At 58.3% G+C, this 24,128-nt stretch carries 20 protein-coding genes and 2 pseudogenes; 15 read left to right on the top strand and 7 right to left on the bottom strand.

The features are described 5' to 3' along the window. Nucleotides 1-108: 108 nt before the first annotated feature. The 10 genes and pseudogenes from IE061_RS02415 (at nucleotide 109) to IE061_RS02370 (ending at nucleotide 9,445) form a co-directional block, all read left to right on the top strand. Complete coding sequence (locus tag IE061_RS02415) at nucleotides 109-1,665, top strand: AMP-binding protein (protein WP_230478352.1); 1,557 nt, start codon at nucleotides 109-111, stop codon at nucleotides 1,663-1,665. Continuing rightward, on the top strand, nucleotides 1,665-2,840 hold the full coding sequence (locus IE061_RS02410) for a thiolase domain-containing protein (RefSeq protein WP_193460868.1): 1,176 nt from the start codon (nucleotides 1,665-1,667) through the stop codon (nucleotides 2,838-2,840). The genes IE061_RS02415 and IE061_RS02410 overlap by 1 nt, the downstream gene beginning before the upstream one ends. Further along, nucleotides 2,752-3,636, top strand: coding sequence for a 3-hydroxybutyrate dehydrogenase (locus IE061_RS02405; RefSeq protein ID WP_308429488.1), 885 nt, complete (start codon nucleotides 2,752-2,754; stop codon nucleotides 3,634-3,636). Before IE061_RS02410 ends, IE061_RS02405 begins: the two co-directional genes overlap by 89 nt. 50 nt (nucleotides 3,637-3,686) lie before the next feature. After that, complete coding sequence (locus tag IE061_RS02400; RefSeq protein WP_193460866.1) at nucleotides 3,687-4,253, top strand: LuxR C-terminal-related transcriptional regulator; 567 nt, start codon at nucleotides 3,687-3,689, stop codon at nucleotides 4,251-4,253. A 183-nt stretch (nucleotides 4,254-4,436) separates the two neighbouring features. Then, nucleotides 4,437-5,534, top strand: a complete 1,098-nt coding sequence (locus IE061_RS02395) for a C4-dicarboxylate TRAP transporter substrate-binding protein (protein ID WP_193460865.1) — start codon at nucleotides 4,437-4,439, stop codon at nucleotides 5,532-5,534. Nucleotides 5,535-5,606: 72 nt separating this feature from the next. Further along, on the top strand, nucleotides 5,607-6,107 hold the full coding sequence (locus tag IE061_RS02390; RefSeq protein ID WP_193460864.1) for a TRAP transporter small permease: 501 nt from the start codon (nucleotides 5,607-5,609) through the stop codon (nucleotides 6,105-6,107). Next, a complete protein-coding gene (locus IE061_RS02385) occupies nucleotides 6,100-7,410 on the top strand; it encodes a TRAP transporter large permease (RefSeq protein ID WP_193460863.1) in 1,311 nt (436 codons plus the stop codon). The genes IE061_RS02390 and IE061_RS02385 overlap by 8 nt, the downstream gene beginning before the upstream one ends. Nucleotides 7,411-7,545: 135 nt before the next feature. Beyond that, nucleotides 7,546-7,923, top strand: a pseudogene (locus tag IE061_RS02380) (transposase); the annotation flags it as partial. Between the two features lie 298 nt (nucleotides 7,924-8,221). After that, nucleotides 8,222-8,699: pseudogene (locus tag IE061_RS02375) on the top strand (LabA-like NYN domain-containing protein). A 137-nt stretch (nucleotides 8,700-8,836) separates the two neighbouring features. Next, entirely contained in the window at nucleotides 8,837-9,445 is a 609-nt protein-coding gene (locus IE061_RS02370) for a Fic/DOC family protein (protein ID WP_193460862.1), read from the top strand. Nucleotides 9,446-9,723: 278 nt separating this feature from the next. On the opposite strand, the gene IE061_RS02365 is transcribed toward IE061_RS02370, so the two are convergent. Both IE061_RS02365 and IE061_RS02360 read right to left on the bottom strand, forming a co-directional pair. After that, the gene (locus tag IE061_RS02365) at nucleotides 9,724-10,020 is read right to left on the bottom strand and encodes a DUF1330 domain-containing protein (protein WP_193460861.1); all 297 of its coding nucleotides are present in this window, start codon (nucleotides 10,018-10,020) and stop codon (nucleotides 9,724-9,726) included. 22 nt (nucleotides 10,021-10,042) lie between these two features. Beyond that, nucleotides 10,043-10,576, bottom strand: a complete 534-nt coding sequence (locus IE061_RS02360; RefSeq protein ID WP_039183489.1) for a hypothetical protein — start codon at nucleotides 10,574-10,576, stop codon at nucleotides 10,043-10,045. Nucleotides 10,577-10,820: 244 nt separating this feature from the next. On the opposite strand from IE061_RS02360, the gene IE061_RS17940 reads away from it, so the two are divergent. Both IE061_RS17940 and IE061_RS17935 read left to right on the top strand, forming a co-directional pair. Further along, nucleotides 10,821-10,967, top strand: a complete 147-nt coding sequence (locus tag IE061_RS17940) for a hypothetical protein (protein WP_230478350.1) — start codon at nucleotides 10,821-10,823, stop codon at nucleotides 10,965-10,967. Between the two features lie 3 nt (nucleotides 10,968-10,970). Continuing rightward, complete coding sequence (locus IE061_RS17935) at nucleotides 10,971-11,219, top strand: ion transporter (RefSeq protein WP_308429491.1); 249 nt, start codon at nucleotides 10,971-10,973, stop codon at nucleotides 11,217-11,219. A 7-nt stretch (nucleotides 11,220-11,226) separates the two neighbouring features. Here the strand turns inward: IE061_RS17935 and IE061_RS02350 are convergent, their stop codons facing one another. Beyond that, the gene (locus IE061_RS02350) at nucleotides 11,227-12,123 is read right to left on the bottom strand and encodes a LysR family transcriptional regulator (protein ID WP_039183472.1); all 897 of its coding nucleotides are present in this window, start codon (nucleotides 12,121-12,123) and stop codon (nucleotides 11,227-11,229) included. 165 nt (nucleotides 12,124-12,288) lie between these two features. Here IE061_RS02350 and IE061_RS02345 point away from each other — a divergent pair, with 165 nt between their 5' ends. After that, nucleotides 12,289-12,867 carry an NAD(P)H-dependent oxidoreductase gene (locus tag IE061_RS02345; protein ID WP_039183470.1) on the top strand — a complete coding sequence of 193 codons (579 nt, stop codon included), beginning with the start codon at nucleotides 12,289-12,291 and terminating at the stop codon, nucleotides 12,865-12,867. A gap of 101 nt (nucleotides 12,868-12,968) precedes the next feature. On the opposite strand, the gene IE061_RS02340 is transcribed toward IE061_RS02345, so the two are convergent. From IE061_RS02340 to msrP, 3 genes are all read right to left on the bottom strand, one after another. Continuing rightward, nucleotides 12,969-14,279 carry a S8 family serine peptidase gene (locus tag IE061_RS02340; protein WP_230478349.1) on the bottom strand — a complete coding sequence of 437 codons (1,311 nt, stop codon included), beginning with the start codon at nucleotides 14,277-14,279 and terminating at the stop codon, nucleotides 12,969-12,971. 99 nt (nucleotides 14,280-14,378) lie between these two features. Next, nucleotides 14,379-14,996: a protein-methionine-sulfoxide reductase heme-binding subunit MsrQ gene (gene msrQ, locus IE061_RS02335; RefSeq protein ID WP_193460860.1), complete on the bottom strand. Its 618-nt coding sequence runs from the start codon at nucleotides 14,994-14,996 to the stop codon at nucleotides 14,379-14,381. After that, the gene (msrP, locus tag IE061_RS02330) at nucleotides 14,996-16,012 is read right to left on the bottom strand and encodes a protein-methionine-sulfoxide reductase catalytic subunit MsrP (RefSeq protein ID WP_039183466.1); all 1,017 of its coding nucleotides are present in this window, start codon (nucleotides 16,010-16,012) and stop codon (nucleotides 14,996-14,998) included. The genes msrQ and msrP overlap by 1 nt, the downstream gene beginning before the upstream one ends. Nucleotides 16,013-16,189: 177 nt before the next feature. Between msrP and IE061_RS02325 the strand changes: the two genes are divergently transcribed. Both IE061_RS02325 and IE061_RS02320 read left to right on the top strand, forming a co-directional pair. After that, nucleotides 16,190-18,643 carry a GDYXXLXY domain-containing protein gene (locus IE061_RS02325; protein WP_193460859.1) on the top strand — a complete coding sequence of 818 codons (2,454 nt, stop codon included), beginning with the start codon at nucleotides 16,190-16,192 and terminating at the stop codon, nucleotides 18,641-18,643. 80 nt (nucleotides 18,644-18,723) lie between these two features. Continuing rightward, complete coding sequence (locus IE061_RS02320) at nucleotides 18,724-20,544, top strand: mechanosensitive ion channel family protein (RefSeq protein WP_193460858.1); 1,821 nt, start codon at nucleotides 18,724-18,726, stop codon at nucleotides 20,542-20,544. Between the two features lie 79 nt (nucleotides 20,545-20,623). On the opposite strand, the gene IE061_RS02315 is transcribed toward IE061_RS02320, so the two are convergent. Further along, nucleotides 20,624-24,091: an acyl-[ACP]--phospholipid O-acyltransferase gene (locus IE061_RS02315; protein WP_193460857.1), complete on the bottom strand. Its 3,468-nt coding sequence runs from the start codon at nucleotides 24,089-24,091 to the stop codon at nucleotides 20,624-20,626. Between the last annotated feature and the right edge of the window lie 37 nt (nucleotides 24,092-24,128).

The raw sequence follows: 24,128 nt of genomic DNA, 5'->3' as shown, positions 1-24,128 counted from the left end.
ACTGCGGGGTTTTTTTTTGGCCCTTACTAGACGTTTAGGTTAGTGAGCTGCGTATTACTACGTATAGGTATCAGTAGCTTCTCCGCCTAGCCTGATTAGGTGACAACAATGACAACATGGAGACTACCCACTTTGAATGTGGCTAATTATCTAGCAGTCAATGCGCAGCGCTTTCCCGAACGGACGGCGATATTTGCAGGCGAGCATCCGGCGCTCAGTTATGCGGGGTTGGCCCAGGCTGCCAGTCGGTGGGCAACGTATCTGACCGATGAGGTTGGGCTGGCTGAGGGTGAGCGAGTTGCACTCTTCTTGGCTAATTCGGTCTGTTATATCGAGCTGCTTTGTGGCGCTTGGTATGCCGGGCTGGTCGTGGTGCCGATCAATGCAAAATTAACGGCGGCAGAAGTCGCTTATATCGTTGACGATGCTGATTGCCGGGTACTGTTCACTGAGCACGATGACATGGTGTCTTGGGTGTCGGTACCCTTGATCGCTCCGAGTGGCTTTGCATTACCGAGTGGGCGAGTGAGCCAGCCAGTGTTTCGGGCGAGCCATGAGCCGGCCTGGATTTTTTATACCAGCGGTACCACGGGTAAGCCGAAAGGGGCGACACTCACGCATCTGTGCCTGGCCACCATGTCGGCATGCTATGTGGCCAACATTGAAACCATCGGCCCTCATAATCGTTTGGTTCACTTTGCACCCATGTCGCATGGGTCAGGGCTGTATATGGTGCCTTATCTGATGGTCGGTGGGGCACAGGTGATTCCGTCATCGAGTAAGTTTTCGGGCGAACTGTTCGTTGAAACGCTTGGCGCGCATGGCCATGCTTCTATGTTTCTGGCACCTACCATGATACGCCGCGTGCTGGACTTCCTGGCGACTTACCCCGGCCCGTTCAATCCTGCAGATATTCACACCATTACCTATGGCGGCGGCCCCATGTACGCGCGCGACCTTTTGGAAGCGTTGGAGGTCATGGGGTTCCGGCTGGTTCAAATATACGGTCAGGGGGAAAGCCCCATGACCATTACCTTTCTGGATAAGCAGCAGCATCAACAGTTATATGAGCTTTACCAGCAACAGGGGTTGACGGACAAGACTCGGCTGGTGCCGGTGGGGCAGTCTCACCCGCAACTTGAAATTGCTATTCAGGATCAATACGGCAGTTGCATGCCTGTGGGTAGTGAAGGGGAGGTCTGCGTTAGGGGGGATACTGTCATGAGTGGTTATTGGGCTAACCCGGATGCCAGCCGAGAAACCTTGCGTGAGGGCTGGCTGAGAACCGGCGATGTGGGGTATCTCGATGCGCAGGGCTATCTATATCTCACGGACCGCTTGAAGGATGTGATCATCAGCGGTGGCAGCAATATCTATCCCCGCGAGGTGGAGGAGGTGTTACTGCAGTATCCCGGTGTCAGGGAGGTGTCGGTGGTAGGCCGGCCTGACAGCGAGTGGGGAGAGATCGTGGTGGCGTTCGTTGCATGCAGCGCCCCTTTGGATATTCAGGCACTGGATACGTTTTGCCTGAACCACATGGCACGTTTCAAGCGCCCGAAAACGTATCATTTGCTGGATGAGTTGCCGAAGAATGCCTATGGAAAAATTCTAAAAACAACCTTGCGTTCGATGCTGGTATCGAGCGAGTTAGAGGAGCAACGCTGATGCGCACGTACATGATCGGTAGAGGTGGACATACTCGTTTTGGCAAGCTGGAAGGGTCTCTGGAGCAGTTGATGACGGAGGCCGTGACAGAGGCGCTGGAAACTGCCGAGATGTGCGCCAGCGATATCGATGCCGTCTATATCGGTAACTTTAACAGCGGTATGTGTGACCAGGAGTTTCCTGCGTCGCTGGTATTGAATGGCTTTCCTGACTTGCGCTTTAAACCCACCACACGAGTGGAGAATGCGTGTGCCAGTGGCTCGGCGGCCTTGCATCAGGGCATCAATCTGATCGAGGGTAAGCTGGCGCGGAATGTGCTGGTCATCGGTGCTGAAAAGATGACCGATGCAGATGCTGCCAGGGTTGGCAAAGGCCTGCTGGGGGCCAGCTATCAACCTGAAACTGCTGGCCAGCGCGCTGGCTTTGCGGGGGTGTTTGCCGATGTGGCCACTCGGTATTTCGAGGCTTATGGTGACCACTCTGAGGCGTTGGCACGTATTGCGGCTAAAAACCATGGTAATGGTATGCATAACCCTCTGGCCCATCTTCGCAAGGCTGTCGATGTCGATTTTTGCTTTCATGAATCAGACCGCAATCCGGTCGTCGCAGGCCCTCTGAAAAGGACTGATTGCTCTCCAGTCTCTGATGGTGCGGCCGCTTTGATTCTCTCCAGTGCGGATGTGGCGCGGGGGGCACCGTACTCGGTGAAGTTCTTGTCTTGTGCCCAGTCCACGGATTTCATGCCGATGGCAAAACGTGATCCTTTGGTCTTTGAGGGAGTGACTCACGCCTGGAACGATGCCTTGACCCAGGCTGGAATGACGCTGGCTGACCTGTCGCTCGCCGAAGTGCATGACTGCTTTACCATCGCAGAGCTGATGATTTATGAAAGTATCGGCCTGACTGCTTTAGGCGAAGGGGCTCGCGCCATACATGAAGGGTGGGTGATGAAAGACGGCAGACTGCCCATCAACCCTTCTGGTGGCTTGAAGGCAAAAGGGCATCCGGTTGGTGCGACGGGGGTGTCCATGCATGTCATGGCGGCACGTCAGCTAATGGGGTTGGCAGAAGGGTGTCAGGTCAGTGATGCACACACGGCTGCCGTATTCAATATGGGCGGATTGGCCGTTGCCAACTATGCCAGTGTACTTCAGAGGGTGGCCGATCATGACTAACGCCGACAGCCGCGCTCCTCGTAGCGTATTGGTAACAGGGGCACTAGGTGGGATTGGGCGAGCGGTTTGCCAGCATTTCGCTGGAGAAGGGGCTCATATCGTGTTGCATGATCGTTTGCCTCCCGAACAGGCTAACGTACAGGCTTGCCAGGACATGCTCAGAGAAAAGGGAGCGGCATCGACACGCTATTTTCAGGCAGACCTTCGTTCTACCGAGCAAATCGATGGTCTATTTGCTGCCCTTCGGGAAGCAGGCGTGTCCTTGGATGTATTGGTCAATAACGCGGGTATCCAGCTCACTGCTCCGGTCGAAAACTTCGAGCTGACGGACTGGAACGATATCATCGCCATTAATTTGACCGCTGTATATCGGTGCAGCCAATTGGCTCTGGCGGACATGCGCAGGCAAGGTGGGGGACGTATTGTCAATCTTGCCTCTGTCCACGGTTTGGTAGGTTCGCCATACAAGTCAGCTTATGTGGCAGCCAAGCATGGGGTGGTAGGCCTGACAAAAGTGCTGGCGCTGGAAACGGCCGAGCAACGTATTACTGTCAATGCGATTGCCCCAGGCTGGACGGAAACGCCCATCCTGGAGCCGCAAATCGCACAGCGTATGCAAACGTTGAACCGTGGGCGTGACGAGGCCATTCGCCATCTGGTGGGTGAGAAGCAGCCCACCAAAGCGTTTGTACTCCCAGAGCAGGTCGCTGCCTTGGTGGGCTTTCTCTCTAGTTCGGAGGCGGCATCAATGACCGGTACCGTAATACCCATGGATGGTGGCTGGACGTGCCAATAAGTGTTTCCGGTAAAACCTCTGTAGACATTGAATGCTTTTAGGGGGGAACTATGAACGCCAGCGTCATCGGGAATGATCTGCTTTTTATAGCGTTCGAGCATGCGCCATGTGCCATCGTGGTGACTAAAAATCGACGTGTGCTAGAATGTAATCGAGCGTTTTGTGAACTGTTTGGTTACGAGCGCAGTACCCTGATTGGCCAGCTCATGTTGAAAATGTACCCCTCTTATGCCGATTTCAAGTCAATTGGTGAACTGCGCTATCAAGATCTTTTGAAAAACCATAAGTGTATTGATGAGCGGTTCATGTGTAACAGTCGAGGAGAGGTGTTTTGGACAAAAACAGTCGGAAAAACATTGACACCCTCCGCCCCTTTTGAATTGGCGGTATGGTCTTTTACAAAAATCAAAGTTGGCCAGGATAAATCTAATCACCTTACCATGCGAGAGTTGGAGATATCGGGCTACATCGCGAATGGTCATACGTGCAAGGAAATAGGTAGGCTGCTGCAAATATCACATAGGACGGTTGAAGCGCATCGCGCCAAAATCATGAAAAAGCTAGGATGCCGGAATACTGCTGAACTGGTTTCCAAAATTATTCAGCTAGAGGATTAGCCTTGGTGAAAGGTAAAGGAGGTGCCCTATGGGTATACGTAGTTATACGTATACCGCTACGTAGATAGTCAGGATAGCATGTTTTTTTAAACAATAATTATCAGGTTAGTGTCCTCAATAGCTGAGTCAGATGACGACAGTTATAATAAAGCCAATAAGCGTTGACAGTGCGAGGAGTTAATGATGAAAAGAAGAGATTTTTTGAAGCTGAGTGCCATTTCTGTCGGTGGAACCCTTACCCTGACCACTCTCCCTGGCATGGCTTTGGGTCAGTCGCCTATACGACTGAAATATGACTCATATGTAACGGAACATGCTTCTCCATCCGTGTTGGATAAATGGTTTTTAGATGAGTTGGTGAAGCGAACCAACGGAGCCATTGAAGTTGATTTCTACTGGGCTCAATCTTTGAACCAGGCGGGAGCTCATTTGAATGCGATCAGAAATGGCATTTCAGAAGTGTCGCTGATTTCCCCGGGATATTATCAAAGTGACCTGCCCGTGACACGAGGACTGGAGTGGTATTACAAAATGAATAGAGCGGATGCTCTGTTAAAAGTATGCCGAGACGTCTACCAGCGTTATGAGCCACTACAGCAGGAATGGGAAAGTCGTCATAAATCCAAAGTTCTCTATTGGACCAATTGGTACTATTGCCCTCTGATAACGCGAGAGCCTATTCAATCGATTGTAGATTTGCGTGGCAAGCGGATCCGGGGATATGGCGTGGGGACGGATGTGGTTGAAAGCCTGGGGGGAAGAGCTATTCCCATGGCGGCGCCAGAAGTTTATTCAGCATTGGAGCGTGGTGTACTGGATGGGGCTTATGGCTTTGATTTCATCACTGCCATCAGCTATGCACTACATGAGGCGGCTCCTTATATTACCGAGATTGGCGCTGGACCTCATGGCCCGTCTGCAACGGTCATCGGTATCGATGTCTGGAACCGTCTGCCGGACGATATCAAGCAGGTCATGCAAACGTTGGCAGATGAAATCTATTCAGGCAAGTACCGTGAAATCTATGCCTCCATAGCGGAGGATCGGGTGCGTAAAGCGATGGCGGAAGGCGCTCAGTTCTCTACTTGGGATCAGCAACAAATCGAAACCGCCAGAGATATGGTCCAGCCTGAACAGGTAAATCAATGGGTGAATACCGTGGCCAGGAATGCGGGTATTGATGGCGATGAAATGCAACAAATCATCGATGATGCCATCGCAGAGCATGATGCCAGTGGGGACCTGGAAACACCCTATGAGATTTATCAACGCATTTCATGACGTCATTGCACATGACGGTTTGGGCTGCTGCTCGGCAGCCCTTCAAATAATGCCTGATGTGAGGGTATCTGAATGCGTGGTTTAAGAAAAATGGGATCCGGGTTGGCATTTTTGATGGGATGTGGTGCTTCAATGGCACTGTTGTTCATGATGGTGTCAACGGCACTGGATGCAACTTCTCGTAGCTTGTTCAATTTTCCCCTTCCAGGCGTTTATGAGTTCTCGGAAGTGTCCATGGCAATAATTGTTTATCTTGGCTTGTTATGGGCGCAACATGACCGTAAGCATATACGCGTTACCTTGATAAGTGAGCGTTGCTCGCCCCGTGTACGGCTAGCTTGGGAAAGTGTGGCGTGGTTGTTTGGTGCCGTCTTTTTGATTGCGATTGCCCTTCCAAGTATTGAAGGTGCCTATGTTTCAACGATGGACCGGGAGTTTCGCTGGGGGATCATGCAAATGCCAATTTGGTGGGTGAAAATCATCGTGGCGGTAAGCTTGTTGTTGGCATTCATTCAAATGTTTTTGCATTTTGTCATTTCTGTTTACTCTGCTTTTGGTGGCGCTCATGACTGATCCCGTATGGCTAGGTTTGTTGTCCGTTGGGTTGATATTCGTATTGATGGGATTAGGGGTGCCTGTTTTTGCGGCGCTGGGTCTGTCTGGGATGGTCGGTATCTTGTTAGTGCAAGATGTGACCTATGTTTATAATGTATTGCAGAACTTTGCGTTTAATAAAACAGCGGCTTACTTGCTGACAGTAATTCCACTCTTCATCATTATGGGTAATTTCGCGCTTCATGCTGGAGTGGGGAAATCGCTTTTCCATGTGGCCAAACGATGGTGTGGGCATTTGCCCGGCGGGCTAGCCATCGCGACGATTTTTACATGTGCTGGTTTTTCTGCCACCTCGGGCTCAAGTGTGGCCACGGCGGCAACCGTGGGTTCCATTTCGTTACCCGAAATGAAGCAAGCTGGCTACGATAAACGTCTTTCGGCTGGGTGTGTGGCTGCGGGAGGAGTGTTGGGGGTGTTGATCCCCCCTAGTGTCTTGCTGGTTTTCTATGCTGCCTTGACAGAGGTTTCGGCGGGCAAAATGCTAATGGCCGGCATACTGCCTGGCATTCTTTCCGTGGGCGTCTTTGTTGCGGGTGTTTCGATCATTGCGCTGATCAAACCAGAGATGTGTCCCAAAGGTGAGCGCATTGGTTGGAAGAAGCGTTTTACTTCATTGCGTAAGGCTTGGCAGCTCATGCTGCTGATCGTGGTGGTCTTGGGAAGTATTTATACTGGCTGGGCCACGCCGACTGAAGCCGCGTCTTTGGGGGCAATGGCCGCTGTTTTATTCTTGCTTTTTTCTCGCCAGGATCGGGCGAGCAAAGTAAAAGCAATTGGTATCTCTTCAAGAGATGCCGTTAATACTACCGTGATGATCATGATGACCATGCTCGGAGCCGGTATTTATAGTTTTTTTCTTAGCCTGATTCGTGTGCCGCAACTGGTGTCCGGCTGGGTGATCGATCTGCCCTTGCCTGCTATTGTCATTATTGCCCTGATTTTACTGCTTTATGTGCCAATGGGGATGTTTTTGGATGCGTTTTCTATGTTGGTCATTACGCTCCCTATCCTTTTTCCAGTGGTGACAAGCCTTGGATTTGATCCTATCTGGTTTGGCATTCTGGCCATCAAGATGTGTGAGATCGGGCTGATTTCTCCCCCAATCGGTTTGAATGTGTATGTGATTGCTGGGTTGGATAAGGATACGACCTTGACGGATGTTTTCGCGGGAGCCAACTGGTTTATTCTGATGGAAGTGGTTACCGTCGTGTTGATTTTCTCTTTTCCCTGGATAGCGACTTTTTTACCTAACACCATGTGATGCTATCCAATGGGAAAGGTTGCGATACATGATTGATTAGAGATCATGAGAATAAGGGAGTAAGTGTAGCCCGGCTTATTCATGAGGCCGGCCTGAAAACGAAGATGGCGAGTGGTTTTCTCTTGTAGAATCAAACTGTTCCTGGCAGAACACGATTCAAGAGGACCACTCGCCATGGGTGAAAGCCTATCCACCTGGACGCCCTCGTGCAACGGCTCTGTCCGGGTCGAGCTGAGCGGCCAGCGCACCACCAGCGACAGCGGCGCTTTGCTGCTGCGTGAAGCCCTCGACAACAGCGGCGTGATCGAGGCGCTCGAGGACAATCTGGTCGACCTCCGTAACCCGCTACGCGTCCGCCACTCACTGGCCAGTCAGCTGCGTACCCTGGTGCTGCAGCGCGCGATGGGCTGGATCGATCTCAGCGATACCGACTCGCTGCGCCGTGACCCGCTTTGGCAGCTGGCCTGCAGCGACGCGCGCGGGATGACGCCCCTGGCCCAAGACCGGCCGTCTGTAAGCGCTCCACCAACCTTTCAATTACCCACAAGTCGGTGACCCGCCTAGCCTGATTAGGTGATAACAATGACAACATGGAGACTACCCACTTTGAATGTGGCTAATTATCTAGCAGTCAATGCGCAGCGCTTTCCCGAACGGACGGCGATATTTGCAGGCGAGCATCCGGCGCTCAGTTATGTGATTTGCCCATGGCCAGGCAATGGCGGGGGAGTATCCTTGTAGCGGCCAAAAACACTGGGCCAAGATATATCGCGTACCATGGGGGCACACTCACTGCCGAGGCCGCCATGCCATGCCCCGCGTTGCCATCTTCGTAGACACTCAGAACGTTGACTACACCGTACGCGACGCCTACGGAAGGCACTTCGATTACCGTCGTTTTCTGGGCCAAGGCAACGGCGAACCGGGAGGTGCTGGCCGCCCGCTGCTATGCCATCGACAAGGGCGATGCCAAGCAGCGTGAGTTCCATAATATCCTCCGTTCGATTGGCTTCGAGGTCAGGTTAAAGCCGTTCATTCAGCGCGCGGATGGTTCGGCCAAGGGTGATTGGGACGTAGGCATCACCCTCGATGCCATCGAATACGCCGAGAAGGCGGATGTGGTGGTGCTGGTCTCCGGCGATGGCGACTTCGACCGGTTGGCGCAGAAGATCCGTGAGGCCCACGGCAAACGGGTGGAAGTCTACGGCGTGCCCCAGCTCACCGCCGCTTCCCTGATCAACGCCGCCAGCCAGTTCATTCCCATCGAGGGTGACTTGTTGCTGGGGTGATACAGAATGCTGAGCTGATGGGCTGGTTTGCATAGGCTTGGTGTTCGCTCGCAGCGGAACGTGTACTCTTGGTTGTGTATCGGTTGCTAACGTGTGCTCAATTGGGGCTGCATGCGCAGTGAAGCAAGGCTATTCCTATGAGTCGTTATGAAGTTTCTGGTAGTGAAAGTGAGTATCAGCCGGGATCAGAAGGTAAGGTGCTGAAGAATCTTGCTGGTATTGATGATCCGGCAGATATGAATATTGCAGAGACGGAGCTGCTTGCAGCGCTCTACATACAGGTGTTTGATACTTTCCCAGAAACGGTTGATTTCAAAAGAATTCGCCATTGGCATAGAGCTTGGCTAGGTAATGTTTACGATTGGGCGGGCCAATACCGAACCGTTGATATGTCTAAGCCCGATATTCGGTTTGCATCGCCTCTGCAAATTCATAGGTTGGCTCAAGCGTTCGAGAACCAGTATCTCGCTCGTTTTGCTACGTTACCTGAGATGGGAGACGAGCAACTGGTCAGCTTTCTTGCTGAAATGCATGTCGAGTTCATACTGATTCATCCATTCCGTGAGGGAAATGGCCGGATCTCACGTTTGCTGTTGGATGTGATGGCTGTCAAGGCGGGGGCTCAACCACTGGACTATAGCTTATGGAATGAGCACAAGGATTACTATTTCAAAGCGATTCAGGCTGGTCTGGAGGGCGACTACCAATTTGTCGAACGTTTAGTTCGTGATGTTTTGTCGGCGTAGTAACGTCCAAGGCATCGCCTCAGGAAGATAAGGTCAACTTGTTGAAAAGCCTTGGGCGAGACATCAGGCGTTTTTCAATCACCTCTGTACGCTCGCCTGTCTCGATTGCACTCGAGCTGGCGACGGCTCGCACAATACGCTCACGAGAAACGATTACTTTATCTGTGGGGGGCCTGCGAACCATTATCGCGCTCCTTGAGTCGTTCTGTTGAACTCATTATAGCAGCTGTCCCTTGATGATACTCCCCCGCTGATGACAGCAGGAGAGTGTTTGCTTATCACACCTCTTCCATACCCTCTACCAAAAAGACGCGGTAATCGGCGCCCAGGAAGCGGTGTTGGCGGGCTTCCTGGTAGGCGGGGCTTTGGTACCAGGCGCGGGCGGCGGCCATGTCGGGGAAGCGTAGGATCACGGCGCCTTCCATGGCGCTGCCTTCCAGCACTTCGAAGTCTCCGTAGAAGGCTAGCGGCTGCGGGTCGTGGCCTTCCCGAGCGGCTTTGGCCTTTTCGCTGTAGCGCTGCATTTCTTCGCTGTTGTGGGTGTGTTCACGGGTCAAAACGACATAAGCAGGCATCGTGTTTCCTTGTTGGTCGACGCTACGGCGTCTCGGTCGGGTGGGAGTCATCGGCTGGCGCTTCGGGGTCGGCGTCGGCCATCGGTTCGATTTGACGGTTTTCCAGGGCGGCCAACGCGACCTTGTAGCAGTCTTCGATGTGGCTGTTGCCCATGTATTTCATGGCGGTAAAACTGATGCCGCCCGCCACGGCGCTGCCAATCAGCGGGACGAATTTGCTGGTGCCTTTGGCGGCAACTTTGATGCCCATCTTGCCAAGCAGGGTCACGATCAGGTTTTTGGTGATGTACCTGCCCGCCATCTTGCTGCCGGTATTGGAGATGGCGGTCATGACGAACAGCTTGCTTTCGGTATCCAGGCGGTCGATCTGCTCCGGCGTTAGCCCAAACTGACTGTTGATCTTGGGGATGATGCGCATCAGGATCGCCACGTCCGAGCCAATGTCCAGCCCCGGCACGGGAATCATCGCCGTACCTGCGGAGAGGCCGGCGCTGCGTGTCACCATGGCATGGCAGGACTTCTTGATGGCGTCGAGTTCTTCCCTTGTTTCGATCATTGCGCAATCCCTTTTAACGATGGAGTGTCATCACCTTAGTGGATGTTGGCCCTCTCTACACAGTGTCTTTCGTACATTATCTTTCGTACGTTGTCTTTCATAAGTTACTTCGTGGCCAGTCGGCTCGGCCAAAAAGGATGCTAATCGCTTTGCCGCCATGCAGCCATTGGCGGGTAAGCAGCTTGGCAGATTTTAGCGCTATAGTGACGTCTCTTTCCCCTTACTGGATGAGCGCTTTTATCACATGACCTCATTCAGAGCCGAGCTACATCGGCAGTTAGCTCCTGAAGCTCGACTTCAGCAGGGCTTGTCGGTCACTAATCGTATTATCTGTCTGTTGATTCTATTGGCATCGATCACGGCGATTCTGGAAACCGAGCCCACGCTGTGAGCGCTGTCACCGAGACTGTTTTCGACGCTGGAAGCGATCTTCGTAGCCATGTTTATGGTCGAGTACCTGTTGAGATTTTATGCCGTTGGAGAGGACCCGCGCTATCGGGGAGTGACGGGGCGGGTGCGCTATGTATTCTCGTTCTGGGCGTTGGTCGATTTACTGGCCATCGTGCCGTACTTTCTGGGCTTCATGGCCCACAACATTTGCATCTTAGGGCAGCGGTGTGGATTAAGCGATGTTGGCCCGTAGCGCGCTGCTAAACGTAATGCGGTGGCAGCCGCTCGGCCAGAAACTCCATGAATAGCCGGGTGCGATGGGAAAGCGTGGCCTGCCGGTAATAGACGGCATGGATGGGCTGTGTGATCAGCGTGGTGTGGTCGGGCAACACTTCCACCAGTGCGCCACGCTGGCGTGGGGCCTGGGTCATGAAATCGGCCAGGCAAACGATACCGACGCCTGAGATTGCCAGCTCCAGCAGAGTGGTGCCGCTGGATGCCGCCAGGGTGGGCGTGATATGCAGCGGCTGGCCATTGGCGCCGTTCAACGGCCAGCGGTTGAGGTGGTCCAGCTGGCTGAAGCCGAGCAGGGTGTGCTGGGCCAGTTCCGCTACCTGAGAGGGGGTGCCATGGCGCGCCAGGTAGGCGGGGCTGGCCAGCACGCGCAGGGCGCTGTGGCCTAGGGGGCGCGCATGGAGCGACGAATCTTCCAGCGCGCCAATGCGAATGGCCAGGTCTACCCGCTGTTCCAGCAGGTCTACAAAGCGGTCATGGGTATCCAGCTCCAGAGTGATCTGCGGGTAGCGGGCGCGAAACTCCTCGATCAGCGGCACCACCACGAACTGCATAAAGCTGGGCGCGGCATTGATGCGCAGCCGCCCACTGGGCTGCTGATGGCGATCTTGCACGGCCTCTTCGGCCGCTTCCACGGCGGCCAGGATGCTGCGGCAGTGGGCCAGAAAGGTATCACCTTCCTCCGTCAGCTCCAGCCGCCGGGTGGTGCGGCGCAGGAGCGTGGTGCCCAGCTTCTGTTCCAGCCGATGCAGGGCGCGGCTGACGCCGGAGACCGTCATGTCCAACTGCTCGGCGGCGGCGGTAATCGAGCCACAGTCCACGACGGTAATGAAGGCTTGCTGCTCTTCCAGAGTACTTTTCATGGCTACCAGGCCTGGTCGTGGCAAGTGATTGTTGATTTTTGTGCAAGAGTCTCTTGCGGGGTGAGCGCTGTTTCCAAGGCATTGTTCACTGCACAATATCGCCCACTCAATGGCTCGCAGTGAAACATCAAGCGAGCCAATCGACAACACAGTGAGGTGTCAGCCATGAAGATACTGTTGATCAATGGCGGTAAAGCGTTTGCCCACTCTGGTGGTGAACTCAACAATACGCTGCATGCCGTTGCAAAGGAAACCCTGCTGGAACTGGGGCATGACGTGCGCGAGACGGTCATCGAGCAAGGCTACGAGACTGCTGCCGAAGTACAGCACTACCTGTGGGCCGACACCATCGTGTACCAGATGCCCGGCTGGTGGATGGGCGCGCCCTGGACGGTCAAGCGCTATATCGATGAAGTCTTTACCGAGGGGCATGGCGCGCTGTACGCAAGCGATGGCCGTTCGCGTCAGGACCCTTCCAAACAGTACGGCAGCGGCGGGCTGCTGCAGGGCCGCCACTACATGCTGTCGCTGACCTGGAATGCCCCCGCCGAAGCCTTCGATGAACCGGGCAACTTCTTTGAAGGGCGTGGGGTCGATGGCGTCTACTTTGCGTTCCACAAATCCCAGGAGTTCGTCGGGCTGGCTGCCCAGCCCACGTTCATCGCCAACGATGTCATCAAGGCACCGGACGTCGAGCGCGACAAGGCGGAGTATCGCCGCCACCTGCGTCGCGTGTTCGGTTAGGCTCCATCGCACACGGGCGGTGAGCGCTTACCTACCGCCCGTATCTGAAGCGCGGCATGGCCGAGGGGGCCTTCAACGCTCCCGCGCCAGGCTCTGTACCGTCAGGTCCAGAGCCTTGTACATGTCCAGCCTGGCCGAGAGTCCCACGTCGGGATGATTGAGTTCACGACCACCACCTCCGGGTGTTCCCGGCGTAGCCAGAGAAAGAACTCTTCGAGCAGCTCTTCGTAGCCGCTCATGGCGATGCCCGAGCGCACCAGCGAATCGACCTCGTCGCCGTTGATATCGATAGCACCTACCCGATGAATGCCCCAGCTCCAGTTGAGTACGCGCGCCCCGTCCTCCACCAGATTGACCGAAGCGGCGATGTTGGCCGTGATGCCCGCATCGGAGTTGCGTTCCACGATTACGTCGAAACCTGGGCCAACGTCGTCGAGCCCGCGCAGAAAACCACTGTTGCCGCCTTCGTTCCATGCTGCGGCTAGAACGCCTGCCACTGTCGTGCCATGGCCGTCGGGTGTCGCGGCATCGCGGCCGTAGACGCAGGTTCGGCGGGTGTCGGCGCGACAGTCGCCCAGGTAGTCGGCGAAGTCGGGGGCATCGAAGTCCACGTTGCGCTCGATGACGCCAATGCGGATGGGCTGTGTGTCGATATCACTGTCTTGGCCAAGGCGTCGCTGGTAGAAGTTCACCGCATCCAGAAAGCGGTTCGACGCCCACTCCTGGTCGTCCGCCCTGGGCGGCGCGTCGGCTTCACGCTCAACGCTCTCTTCTGCGCCAGACTCTTCGATGACCACGGCATCCACGCTCACTTCGTTGCCAAGCCGCAGCACCAGGGCATCGCGCGCTTCCAGGTCGTCGGCGGGTAACCGGAGCTGGTAGGTGTTGAGAGGCGGGATCATCCCGACCACTTCGGCCCCATACTTTTCCGCTAACCGCTGGGCTTCTTCGGCACCCTCGTGGCTCTCTTCGATGATCAGACTGACCAGATCGACGTAGGTGGTGATGCCATCCATGTTCTCGGCCACCTCCTGCGCGGTGGCCGCCACGACGTGGCTGGCCTTGAGGCTGACCCAGACAGGGTTGCTGGATTGGTCGTCTTGTTCCAGCCAGAGCGGGCCGCTTTGCACCTCATCCGCCTCCAGGCGGATACGCACCTCTCCCTCGTTCTCGTTCGCGTCATAGCGAAGCTGGCTCTGGGGAATGGACTCCCCGTTCAGCTTGGCTTGGAAATCCGAATGGTCGAGCCCTTTTACGATCAGGCAAAACTCCTGATGCGACGTGGCCAGAAGGTCGCCACAGCGCTGTAGCTGCTCCACACGAAGAGGCTGTTCTGCGGCAGCGCCGTGTGCCATGCAGAGAAGGAGCAGCGCAGGAATCCGCCGCGCCATGCTTCGATAGTCGACTGCCATGTCGTTGACTCCATGCTGGATACGGTGGGTAGCACGCAGCATAACCGTATGCGATGAACAGAACATGAACCTGTTTCTACGTGGGGGGGGATTACCTCATCAGCGGCTGAACCGAACACGCAGCTTGGGCAGCGTGCGTGCCACTGGCGGCAGGCGGGTCGCCATGATCAGGGCGGAAACGGCGGCATACACGGCCCATTCTCGCAGGTCGGCGCGTACCACCCAGAAGAAGTGCAGCAGTACCAGGGCGAGGATGACGTAGGCAAACTTGTGCAGGGGCTTCCAGCGTTTGCCCAGCCGCTGCATCGACCAGCGGTTGGAGGTCGCTCCCAGCACGGCCAGCCCCAACAGGGCGATCATGCCCACCACGATGTAAGGCCGCTTGACCAGCTCACTGCCCAGCAGGGCCCAGTTCAGCCCCAGAATGAACAGGGCATAGCTCAGCAGGTGAAGAGTCGCGTAAGCGAGGGTCCACAACCCCAACTGCCGCCGGATCAGGTTGAAGCCTTTCCAGCGCGTGAGCTTGGTCAGCGGGGTCAGGCTCAGGGTCATCAGCAATAGCCAAAGCGCGCCAATGCCCAGGTTCAGTAGCAGGTAGCGCCCGGGTTCCGGGCCAGCGGCGTTGCTGGCCACCTGACCGCTCCAGTACAGTAGGGGGGCCAGCGCGGTCAGGAACACGCCGCCGCGCCATAGCCACCAAGTGCGTGGTGTGGCCATCAGTAGTTGGCTCTCAAGTCCAGGCCGGCATACAGCTCGGCCACTTCGTCGGCGTAGCCGTTGAACATCAGGGTGTCCATGGTATTGGGGCTGAACAGGCTGTTGGGCAGGCGGCGTTCGGTGGCCTGGCTCCAGCGGGGGTGATCCACTTCCGGGTTGACGTTGGCATAGAAGCCGTACTCGTTGGGGGCAATCAGCTGCCAGGAGTTCATCGGCTGCTCTTCGACCAGCGAAATGCGCACGATCGACTTGATGCTCTTGAACCCGTACTTCCAGGGCACCACCAGGCGCAGCGGTGCGCCGTTTTGATTGGGCAGCTCGCGGCCATACATGCCCAGCGCCATCAGGGTCAGCGGGTGCATGGCTTCATCCATGCGCAGGCCCTCCACGTAAGGCCAGTCGATCAGCGAAAACGACGAGCGCTGGCCAGGCATCTGCTCTGGGTCCACGAGGGTTTCGAAGCGCACGTACTTGGCTTTGCTGGTGGGCTCGGCGCGGGTGATGATGTCGGCCAGCGGAATGCCCAGCCAGGGAATGACCATCGACCACGCCTCCACGCAGCGCAAGCGGTAGATGCGCTCTTCGAACCGGGTAGGGCTGACGAGGTCTTCCAGCGCAAAGCGGCCGCCGTTGTTCACCTCGCCATCGACCACCACGCTCCAGGGCTCGGTTTTTAAACTGCCAGCCCGGCGGGCGGGGTCGGTTTTTCCGGTGCCGAACTCATAAAAGTTGTTATAGCCGCTGGCATCGTCGAAGGGGGTCAGGGTGTCTGTGTCGGGGTCGCTGGGGGTCACGGCTCCCCACTGGGTATCGCCGATCTTTTGCTGCAGCCACTCTGGGCCGCTGCCTGCTGGCACATCCGAATAGTCTGCATTGGCGCGGGCGTGCCCCGACAGCGCAAGCCCAGCCCCCAGCCCTGCCATGCCGCCCATGAATTGTCGGCGCGACAGATAGATGGATTCCGGGGTGACATCCGATTCTTTCAAATCACTGGGCTTGGCAATTTTTATCAGCATGGGGGAGCCTCTGCGTAGAAGAGCATGTCCAAGGTGCAAGAAGAGCGTCACCTTTGACGATGGATGGCAGGAGAAGTTCTCCACTTCTGTTTCAATGTACAACCTTTATATCGCTTTGGCGCTGACTGGCGTCATGTCTTACTGGCCAAGGCCTTGGCCCCTGTGGACTCCATGCGTATGCCTCCAAGAGTTGATGAGCAGAACCCCCAGAGCTACCCAACGAGCGCGGACTGGCTCCAGCTGTTCATGCGGCTGCTGCCTTGGCTGGGCTGCCTGGCCCTTGCCGGTGCGCTGTTGTTTTTCGTGGCCTACCACTGGGCCGGCATGGGACGCTGGGCGCGGCTGGGCTTGCTGCAAGCCGTGCTGTTGCTGGCCGTGGGCATGGCGCTGTGGCAGGCCCGGCGGCCCAGGAGCAGGCAGTTGGCGCTATGCATGGCGGTGTGCGTGGTGGGTGTGCTGCTGGCACTGGTCGGGCAGGTGTATCAAACCGGGGCAGACCCGTGGCAACTGTTTGCGGGTTGGGCGGTATTGGCCCTGCCCTGGGTCGTCATGGCCCGCCTGAGCGGGCTGTGGCTGCTGTGGTGGGGGCTGGTCAACATGGCCGTCTGGTTCTATGCCAGCGTTTGGGGGTTATGGGGGGCGTTGGGATGGCCTCAGGTGGCGGGCCTGTGGGGACTGGCGGTGGTCAATAGCGTGGCGCTGGCCGGTTGGGAGTGGGGCGTGCAGCGGCGGGGCTGGCCAGCGGGCTGGGCGCTGCGCGTGCTGGCGTTGGGCAGCGGGGTGCCGGTGACCCTGCTGATGATGCACTGGCTGTCGGGCGCGTTGACTCACGCTTTTCTGCCTGTAGCCGTATATGGCACCTGGCTGGCGCTGCTGTACGGGGTATATCGCTACCTTCGCCTGGAGTTGTTCATGCTGGCGGGAGGGTGCCTGTCGGTGATGGTGCTGGTCCTGTGGCTGATGGCACGTTATTGGCTGTCGAGTGACGGCTACGCGATTGGCCTGCTGATGATGGCCTTGGCCGTCACCGCGATGGGCATGTTGAGCGTGGCCTGGTTGAAGCGCATGGCGGGAGACGGCCCGCTGCCATGGCTGCTGAGAGGTGTACAGGCCGTGGCCGGGTGGCTGGCCGCGCTGTGTTTGTTGGGGTTCGTGGCAACGGTGCTGGTGGCCGTCATCGACAGCGGCCCCCTGACGCTGATGATGGGGCTGGGCTGCCTTGGGCTTGGCTTTAGCGTGCTACGGAAAATGCGCTCGCACGACGTGATGACGCATCTGGCGCTGGTCTTCAGCCTGACAGGGCAGTTTCTGGTGGCGTGGGCGTTGCTGGCGAGTAGTTGGGGAGTTGGCTCGGAGGGTGGTTGGAACAGTGCCTGGAACGGTACCTGGAAGAGCGTCTGGCTGCTGTGGATGCTGCAGGTCGGCCTGGCCGTGGTGATGCCCAGCGCGTTGCACCGTTTCGTGGCCACGTTGCTGGCCTGCATAGCGCTGTATATGGCCCTGGCACTCCACGGTATGGGAGCTGCCGCCAGCGGCCTGATCCTGTTGGCGGTGGTCAGCGTTTGGCATGGGTATTCGTGTGGGCGTGGCCACCCGGAGGCGATGCACGCCTGGGGGCTGGGCTTGCTGATGGGGCTGATGGTCGTGCAAGGCCTGCTATACGCCCTGGCGCCCAGCGGGCTGGATAGCCTGTTGGGTACGGCGCCCCGTTGGCCAGGGCTGGTGCGCGGTGTCACGACCCTGCTGGCAGGGGGCGCCCTGCTGTGGGTGGTACATCGTGCGCTTACCGCGTGTGCCGTGACCCCCGCTTCACGCAGGCTTGCCTATGCCGCCGCGCTGTTCACGGCTGGGCTGGCCTTCTACGTACCGGGGCTGAGCGCCGGGCTGGCGCTGTTGCTGCTCGGATACGCCCTTGGCCAGCGGCTGGTGTTGGGCGCAGGCGTGGTGCTGTGGCTGGTGGCACTGGGGCACTATTACTACTGGCTGGACCTTTCGCTACTGGCCAAATCCGGGCTGCTGCTGTTGCTGGGAATAGCGTTGTTGGGGGCGCGTGGACTGCTGGCGAGGCGCGCACACGAGGCTGCCTCCAGACCGCAGGAGCACCGTGCCCGTGCCAGCCGCTTTCGCTGGGCGCTGATGCTCTCCACGCTGCTGGTGCTGGCGACCGTCAATGCTGCCATCTGGCAGAAGGAGCGCCACCTGGCCGAAGGCGAAATCGTCTACCTGGCGCTGGCACCGGTGGACCCGCGTTCCTTGATGCAGGGCGATTACATGGCGCTCGACTTTGCGCTGGCCCAGCGGTTGCGGCAGGCGCTTTACGAAGATCACTCCCAGGCCCTTCCTGACGCCCTGAATGGCGAGGTCGTGGTGCGTCTGGACGATGCGCAGGTTGCTCGTTTTCAGCGCCTGGACGATGGCTCACCCTTGGCCAGTGACGAGCGCCGCCTGGTGTTTCGCCTGCGCCATGGGCAGGTGCGCTTTGCCACCGACGCCTTCTTCTTTCAGGAGGGACATGCCGAGCGCTACGAAGCGGCGCGCTATGGTCAGTTCCGGGTAAATGCCCAAGGGGCGCTACTGCTGACGGGGCTTTATGATGAGGCGTTGCAGCGCCTGGGAGGGTTGGCACAGTGACCGCCCGCCGGGGCGTGACTTGCCTCACGGGCTATCGTGGTCTGTACTTGGTCCAACCATAAGCACGGATAGAGGCGAGAATGACGAAAACACACGGATGGCGATACTGGCTAGTACTGCTGGTAGCGCTATGTTTCTCGCACATGGGCCTGGCGCAGAGCCAGGGCGACGAAAGCGAAGATGAGCGCTGGTTCACTGCAGACACGCTGAATGCCGGGCTGGGCGAAGCGCCGGAAGAGGTCAAGCGGCTAACGCCCAGGGAAGCGATTCGCAGCTTCCTGACGCTCACCGAGGAGGGGGACTACGCGGCCGCCGCGCATCTGCTCAACCTGGCGGATATCGACTCGGGTGAGCAGCCCGGCCGGGGGGCCGAACTGGCCGAGCAGCTGGCCGAAGTATTGCGGCGCGGCGAGTGGCTCAATGCCTCCAACTTGTCCGGGCGCCAGGATGCGGCCATTGAAGACCCGTCCGGCCAGAACCCGATGACCGGCCAACCCCGACGTAATATCGAGCTGGCCTCGTTGCAGATCAATGGCGATGCGTACGATGTGCGCCTGGGCCGTTACCGCATCCCCGACGAAGACCCCGTGTGGCTGGTGATGCCGGAAAGCGTGTCAGCGATTCCCGAGCTGTATGAAGAGTACGGGCCTTCGGTGATCGAGCAGTATATCCCCGAGCGGTTCAAGACCTCGTTCGGCATGCTGAAGGTCTGGGAGTGGCTGGCCATTCCGCTGTTTCTGCTGACGGTGAGCGGAGTGGGCGTCGTGGCCTACTATGCCGTGAGGCTCGTGGCGCGCCTGTTGCCCTCCGGCGTGTCGACCATCTTCGCCGACCAGATCGGGGTGCCCGTTGCGCTGATCGTGATGGCGCTGTTCACTCAGGCACTGCTGGATTACGTGGTGTCGTTTTCCGCCGTGGCCACTACCACCTTCCGGGTATTGCTGATTGCCGTGATGGCCTGGGGCGGGGGCACCATCGCGCTACGCCTGGTGGATACCATCATGCTGCGCATGACGCGTCACCTGGTGGGGGAAATCGACGATACCAAACCCCGCGACAAGCGCCGTTTGCTGACCAGCCTGTACGCCTTGCGGCGTGGCATCATTCTGGTCACGGTGGTGTCGGTATCGGTGTACGTGCTGGGGCAGATCAAGCTGTTCGAATCTCTGGGCCTTTCGCTGTTGGCCTCGGCCAGCGTACTGGCCGTGCTGGTGGGCATTGCGGGCCAGGCGGTGCTGGGCAACATTCTCTCCTCTTTTCAGCTTTCGCTGGCCAAGCCGGTGCGCATCGGTGACCTGGTGATCTTCGAGGGCCAGTGGTGCTACGTAGAGGGTATCTTCTATACCTTCATCCGCCTGCGCTCCTGGGATGAGCGTCGCTTGATCGTGCCGGTGACCTACTTCATCTCGAAGCCTTTCGAGAACCTGTCGGTCAAAAGTGCCAAGATGTATCGCTTTCTGGAGCTGACGCTGCACTTGAGTGCCGACATCTCCAAAATTCGTGAAAAGTTTATCGAGTTTGCCGAGGCCGAAGAGTCCGTAGTCGAGCACCACAAGCTGCTGTGCTACGTCACGGGGCAAACGGCACATGCGCAGACCGTCACCTGCTACCTGATGACCTCCGACCCGCTATCGGGCTGGACCGCCGAAATGAACATCCGCGAGCAGCTCATGGCCTACATCCGCGATGAGCACCCCGAATGGTGGCCCCGCGAGGTCATGGTCATCAGCCACCACGACGTTGCCAAGGGCCACGGCCAGCGCTCGGGAACCACACCCAGCGCAAGCCAGGAAACCCATGAACGCACCCCCCGCGGGCCCGGTGAAGGCAGCAGCGACAACCGCGGAGACGCCAGCAGCGAAAGCAGCGCAGAAACCGGAGGCAACAGCGCCCCCGACTAGGGGCCCATTTGCCTGTGCCTGTGCCTGTGTCTGTGAAAGTCCTTGCCGTTTGCCCCGCTGTCGGCCGCGCTACTGAGCATCACGGCTCACTGAGCTGCTGCTCTGCCAACCGCTTGGCGCCCGCGAAGTCGGCTTTGCCGGAGCCGAGGCGGGGCAGGGCAGCCGTTGTGAGCCAGTGGTCTGGAATCATCAGGTTGGGGGTGCCTTGGCTGCGCATGGCCGAGGCGGTTGCCTGGCGGTCCAGGGGTGTTTCCGATAGCAGTACCAGCCGCTCGCCTTTGCGTGCGTCGGGTAGGCTGACTGCCATCAAGGGGGTGTCGGCCTCTTCGAGGGCTGCGCGGACGGCGTTCTCCACGGCGGTCAGGCTGACCATCTCTCCGGCGATCTTGGCAAAGCGCGTGTAGCGGTCGATGAGGGTCAAGAAGCCGTCTTCGTCCATGTATCCTTTATCACCCGTGACGTACCACCGTTGCCCATCCAGCGTCTTGAGCGCCGAGGCAGTGCGTTCGGGGTCATGGAGGTAGCCCTGCATGACCTGAGGGCCACTGACGATCACCATACCGGCTTGCCCGGTGGGCAGTTCATCCAGGCTTTCCGGGTCGACCACTTTCACGCTGGTGCCCGGCAGCGGCATGCCCACCGTGCCCGGCTGATGCCCCTTTTGCAGCGGCTGCGAACGGGAGCCTAGCGTATCGGGCAAGTTGACCGAGACCACCGGAGCGGTTTCGGTGGCCCCGTAACCTTCATAAATGGGCTTGCCGAACCTGGCCATGAAGCCTTCTCGCACGCGCTCATCCAGCTTCTCGGCACCGGCGACCACGATGCGCAGGCTGTGCAACTGCTCGGCTTGCACTTTGGGGTGACGGTTGAACAGCCGCAGCAGGCTGGAGGTGCCGAACATGATGGTGGCCCGGTGCTGGCTGACGGCCTTGGCAACCCCGGATACGTCGGTCGGGTCGGCGTGGCAGACCAGGGGCAGCCCTTCCACCAGTGGCAGCAGCTGAGTCACCGTGAACCCAAACGCATGAAATGTCGGCAGCGAGGCCATCACCACATCATCATGCTGGGTGTTCAGTACGTCGGAGGTTTGCTTGATATTGGCCATCAGGTTGCGGTGGCTGAGCATGACACCCTTGGGCATTCCTTCGCTGCCGCTGGAGAACAGGATAGCCGCCGTGGCGTTGGCATCCTGTGCGCGGCAGAAGAGCGTTTGCAGCAGCCAACCGGGGAGGCAGCGAACGGCTAGCCAGGTCATCAGCCGCTCCCGGCGCGTCATGCTGGCCTGCAGGTCTTCCAGGTAAAGAACGCGAAGGCTGGTCAACAGCGGTGTGACGTCGAGGCCGCGCTGCTCCAGCCTGGTGACAAAGCGTCGGGAGGTGAGCAGCGTGCGTACCTCTGTCTGCTGAAGTGCAAAGGCCAGGGCCTCCTGGCTGGCCGTATAGTTCAGGTTGACCAGCGTTTTACCCGCCAACAGCGTCGCCATATTGGCCAATACTCCCGCCGAGCTGGTGGGCAGCAACACCCCGACGACGGGCTCCTGGGCACTGTGGCGCATCAGACGCTTGGCGATCAACAGGCTGCCCGTGAGCGCCTGGCCGGCATTCAATGCGCTACCCAACGTATCTGCCACAGCAGGCGCGCCGGGGCGGCATTTGACGCTTTTGATCCAGGCGCAGGGCAGGCTGGGCAAGGTATCCATGGCGTGCAGCCAGGAGTGGGTAGCCTGTTCGAAAATGCGCCGCTTGAGCACATCGGCGGAGGTGTCTTTCGGCAGCGGCTTGCCAAAGGCGACCACCACGGCGCGGTGCAGCGGCGCGTTGCGCAGCTCCTTCAGCTTGCTGGAGGAGCGGGAGAACTGACTGCCCCACAGCCCACGCAGATAGAAGGGCACGATGCACACACTCGGGTCGGCTTGCTGGCAGGCGCGCTGGTAGCCTCGGCGCAGCTCGCCCAGTTGGCCGTTATAGCTGATGGCACCCTCTGGAAACAGGCACACGACCTCGCCTGCATTGAGCATGTTGGCCACTTTGGCCAGCGCAATGTCGGCCTGCTCGCCGCGTTCGATGGGGATGCAGCCCAGGGCCTTGAAAAACCAGCGCAGGTACCAGCGTTGATAAATGGAACGCAGCATCACGAAGCGCACGGGGCGTGGGCTGGCAATCTGCACCATGGCCCAGTCGATCCAACTGATATGGTTGCCCAGCAGCAGCACGCCCCCCTGGGCAGGCAGGTTCTCCAGGCCATGCACTTCAACCCGGTAGCGGCGGGTGAGCAGAAATCCCAATACGAAGCGCACCAGGCTCTGCGGCAGTTTCAAGATAGTGTAAGCGCCGCCCGCCATGGCAACGCTGGCAATCAACAGCAGCAGATAGTGGCTATCGACCCCTGCCAGAGCGAACAGCGCGGTGAGCGCCAGAAAGCCCAGCATGGCCAGGTTCTGGATCCAGTTATTGGCAGCCATCACGGTGCCCAATTGGTGGTCGGCCGCATGGAACTGAATCAGTGCGTTCAGCGGCACGATGAACAGCCCGCCCATGATGCCGATGAACACGAAGTTCAACGCCTGGCTGGTGGGCGTCGTGAACAGGGGAAGGCACCACAGGCCGATGGCGACCCCAACGGCTCCCACCGGAATCAGCCCGGTTTCGATGCGGTTGCGGGACAGCGAGCTGGCCAGCAGCGACCCCAGCGCAATCCCGATCCCGCTGGCGGCCAGGATGGCTTGCAGCACCAGCGTGTTATCGATGGAAAGCACATCCTTGGCATAGGACGGAAAGGCGGCCAGCAGCACCTGGCCCACCGACCAGAACGTGGCCAGGCCGATGATCGACAACCGCAGTACGGGCTGCTGGGCAATCAGTCGCAGGTTTTCCCTGAGGGCGGTGCCACTGCGGTAGCGCGCCCAGGTCAAGGGGGTAGGCGCGGGACGCGGTGGGTCCAGCGGCAAGCGGTACAGAGCGACCACCTGCAGGACGCTGTTGAGGACCAGCAGCCAACCCAGCGGAGCAATGTGGCGCAGCAGCTCGTCAGGGGAGCCGCCGCCCGCAGGCACCCAGTATTCGAACAGCGCGGTAAAGGCCACCGTGCCTGCCAGTATCGCGGCGATAGTGACGGCTTGCACCAGCCCATTGGCCTCGGCCAAACGTGGCTTGCCAAACAGCCCTTTCACCAACCCGTACTTGGCAGGGGAGTAGAAGGCCGACTGAATGGCCAGCAGCAGCGTCATGGCAAACGCCAGCCAGAACCAGCCCTGGTAGTAAGCCGCCGTGATACCGAGCGACACCGCCACGGCCGCCCAGGCCGAGACGCGCAACACGCTGACGCGGGGGATCCGGTCGGAAAGATGGCCCGCAGGGCTGAACAGCAGAATGAACGGCAGCAGAATCAGGCCATTCACCAGCGCCGTCAGCACCACCTGTTGCGTACCGTCGTAGCTTTTGAAAATCGTGTTCTGGATAACGATCTTGTGCCCTAGATCCACAAACGCATTGAGGAAAATGGCCATCAGGTAGGGCCAAGCGCCCGCGCTGCGCAGCAATGCTTGCATGGTGTCTCGCCTTGTTTGCCGGATGCTTGATACACCT

It is taken from the genome of Vreelandella hamiltonii (genome assembly GCF_014651795.1).
GTDB classification, from domain to species: Bacteria; Pseudomonadota; Gammaproteobacteria; order Pseudomonadales; family Halomonadaceae; genus Vreelandella; species Vreelandella hamiltonii.
This window is presented reverse-complemented; position numbering and strand designations above follow the sequence as displayed.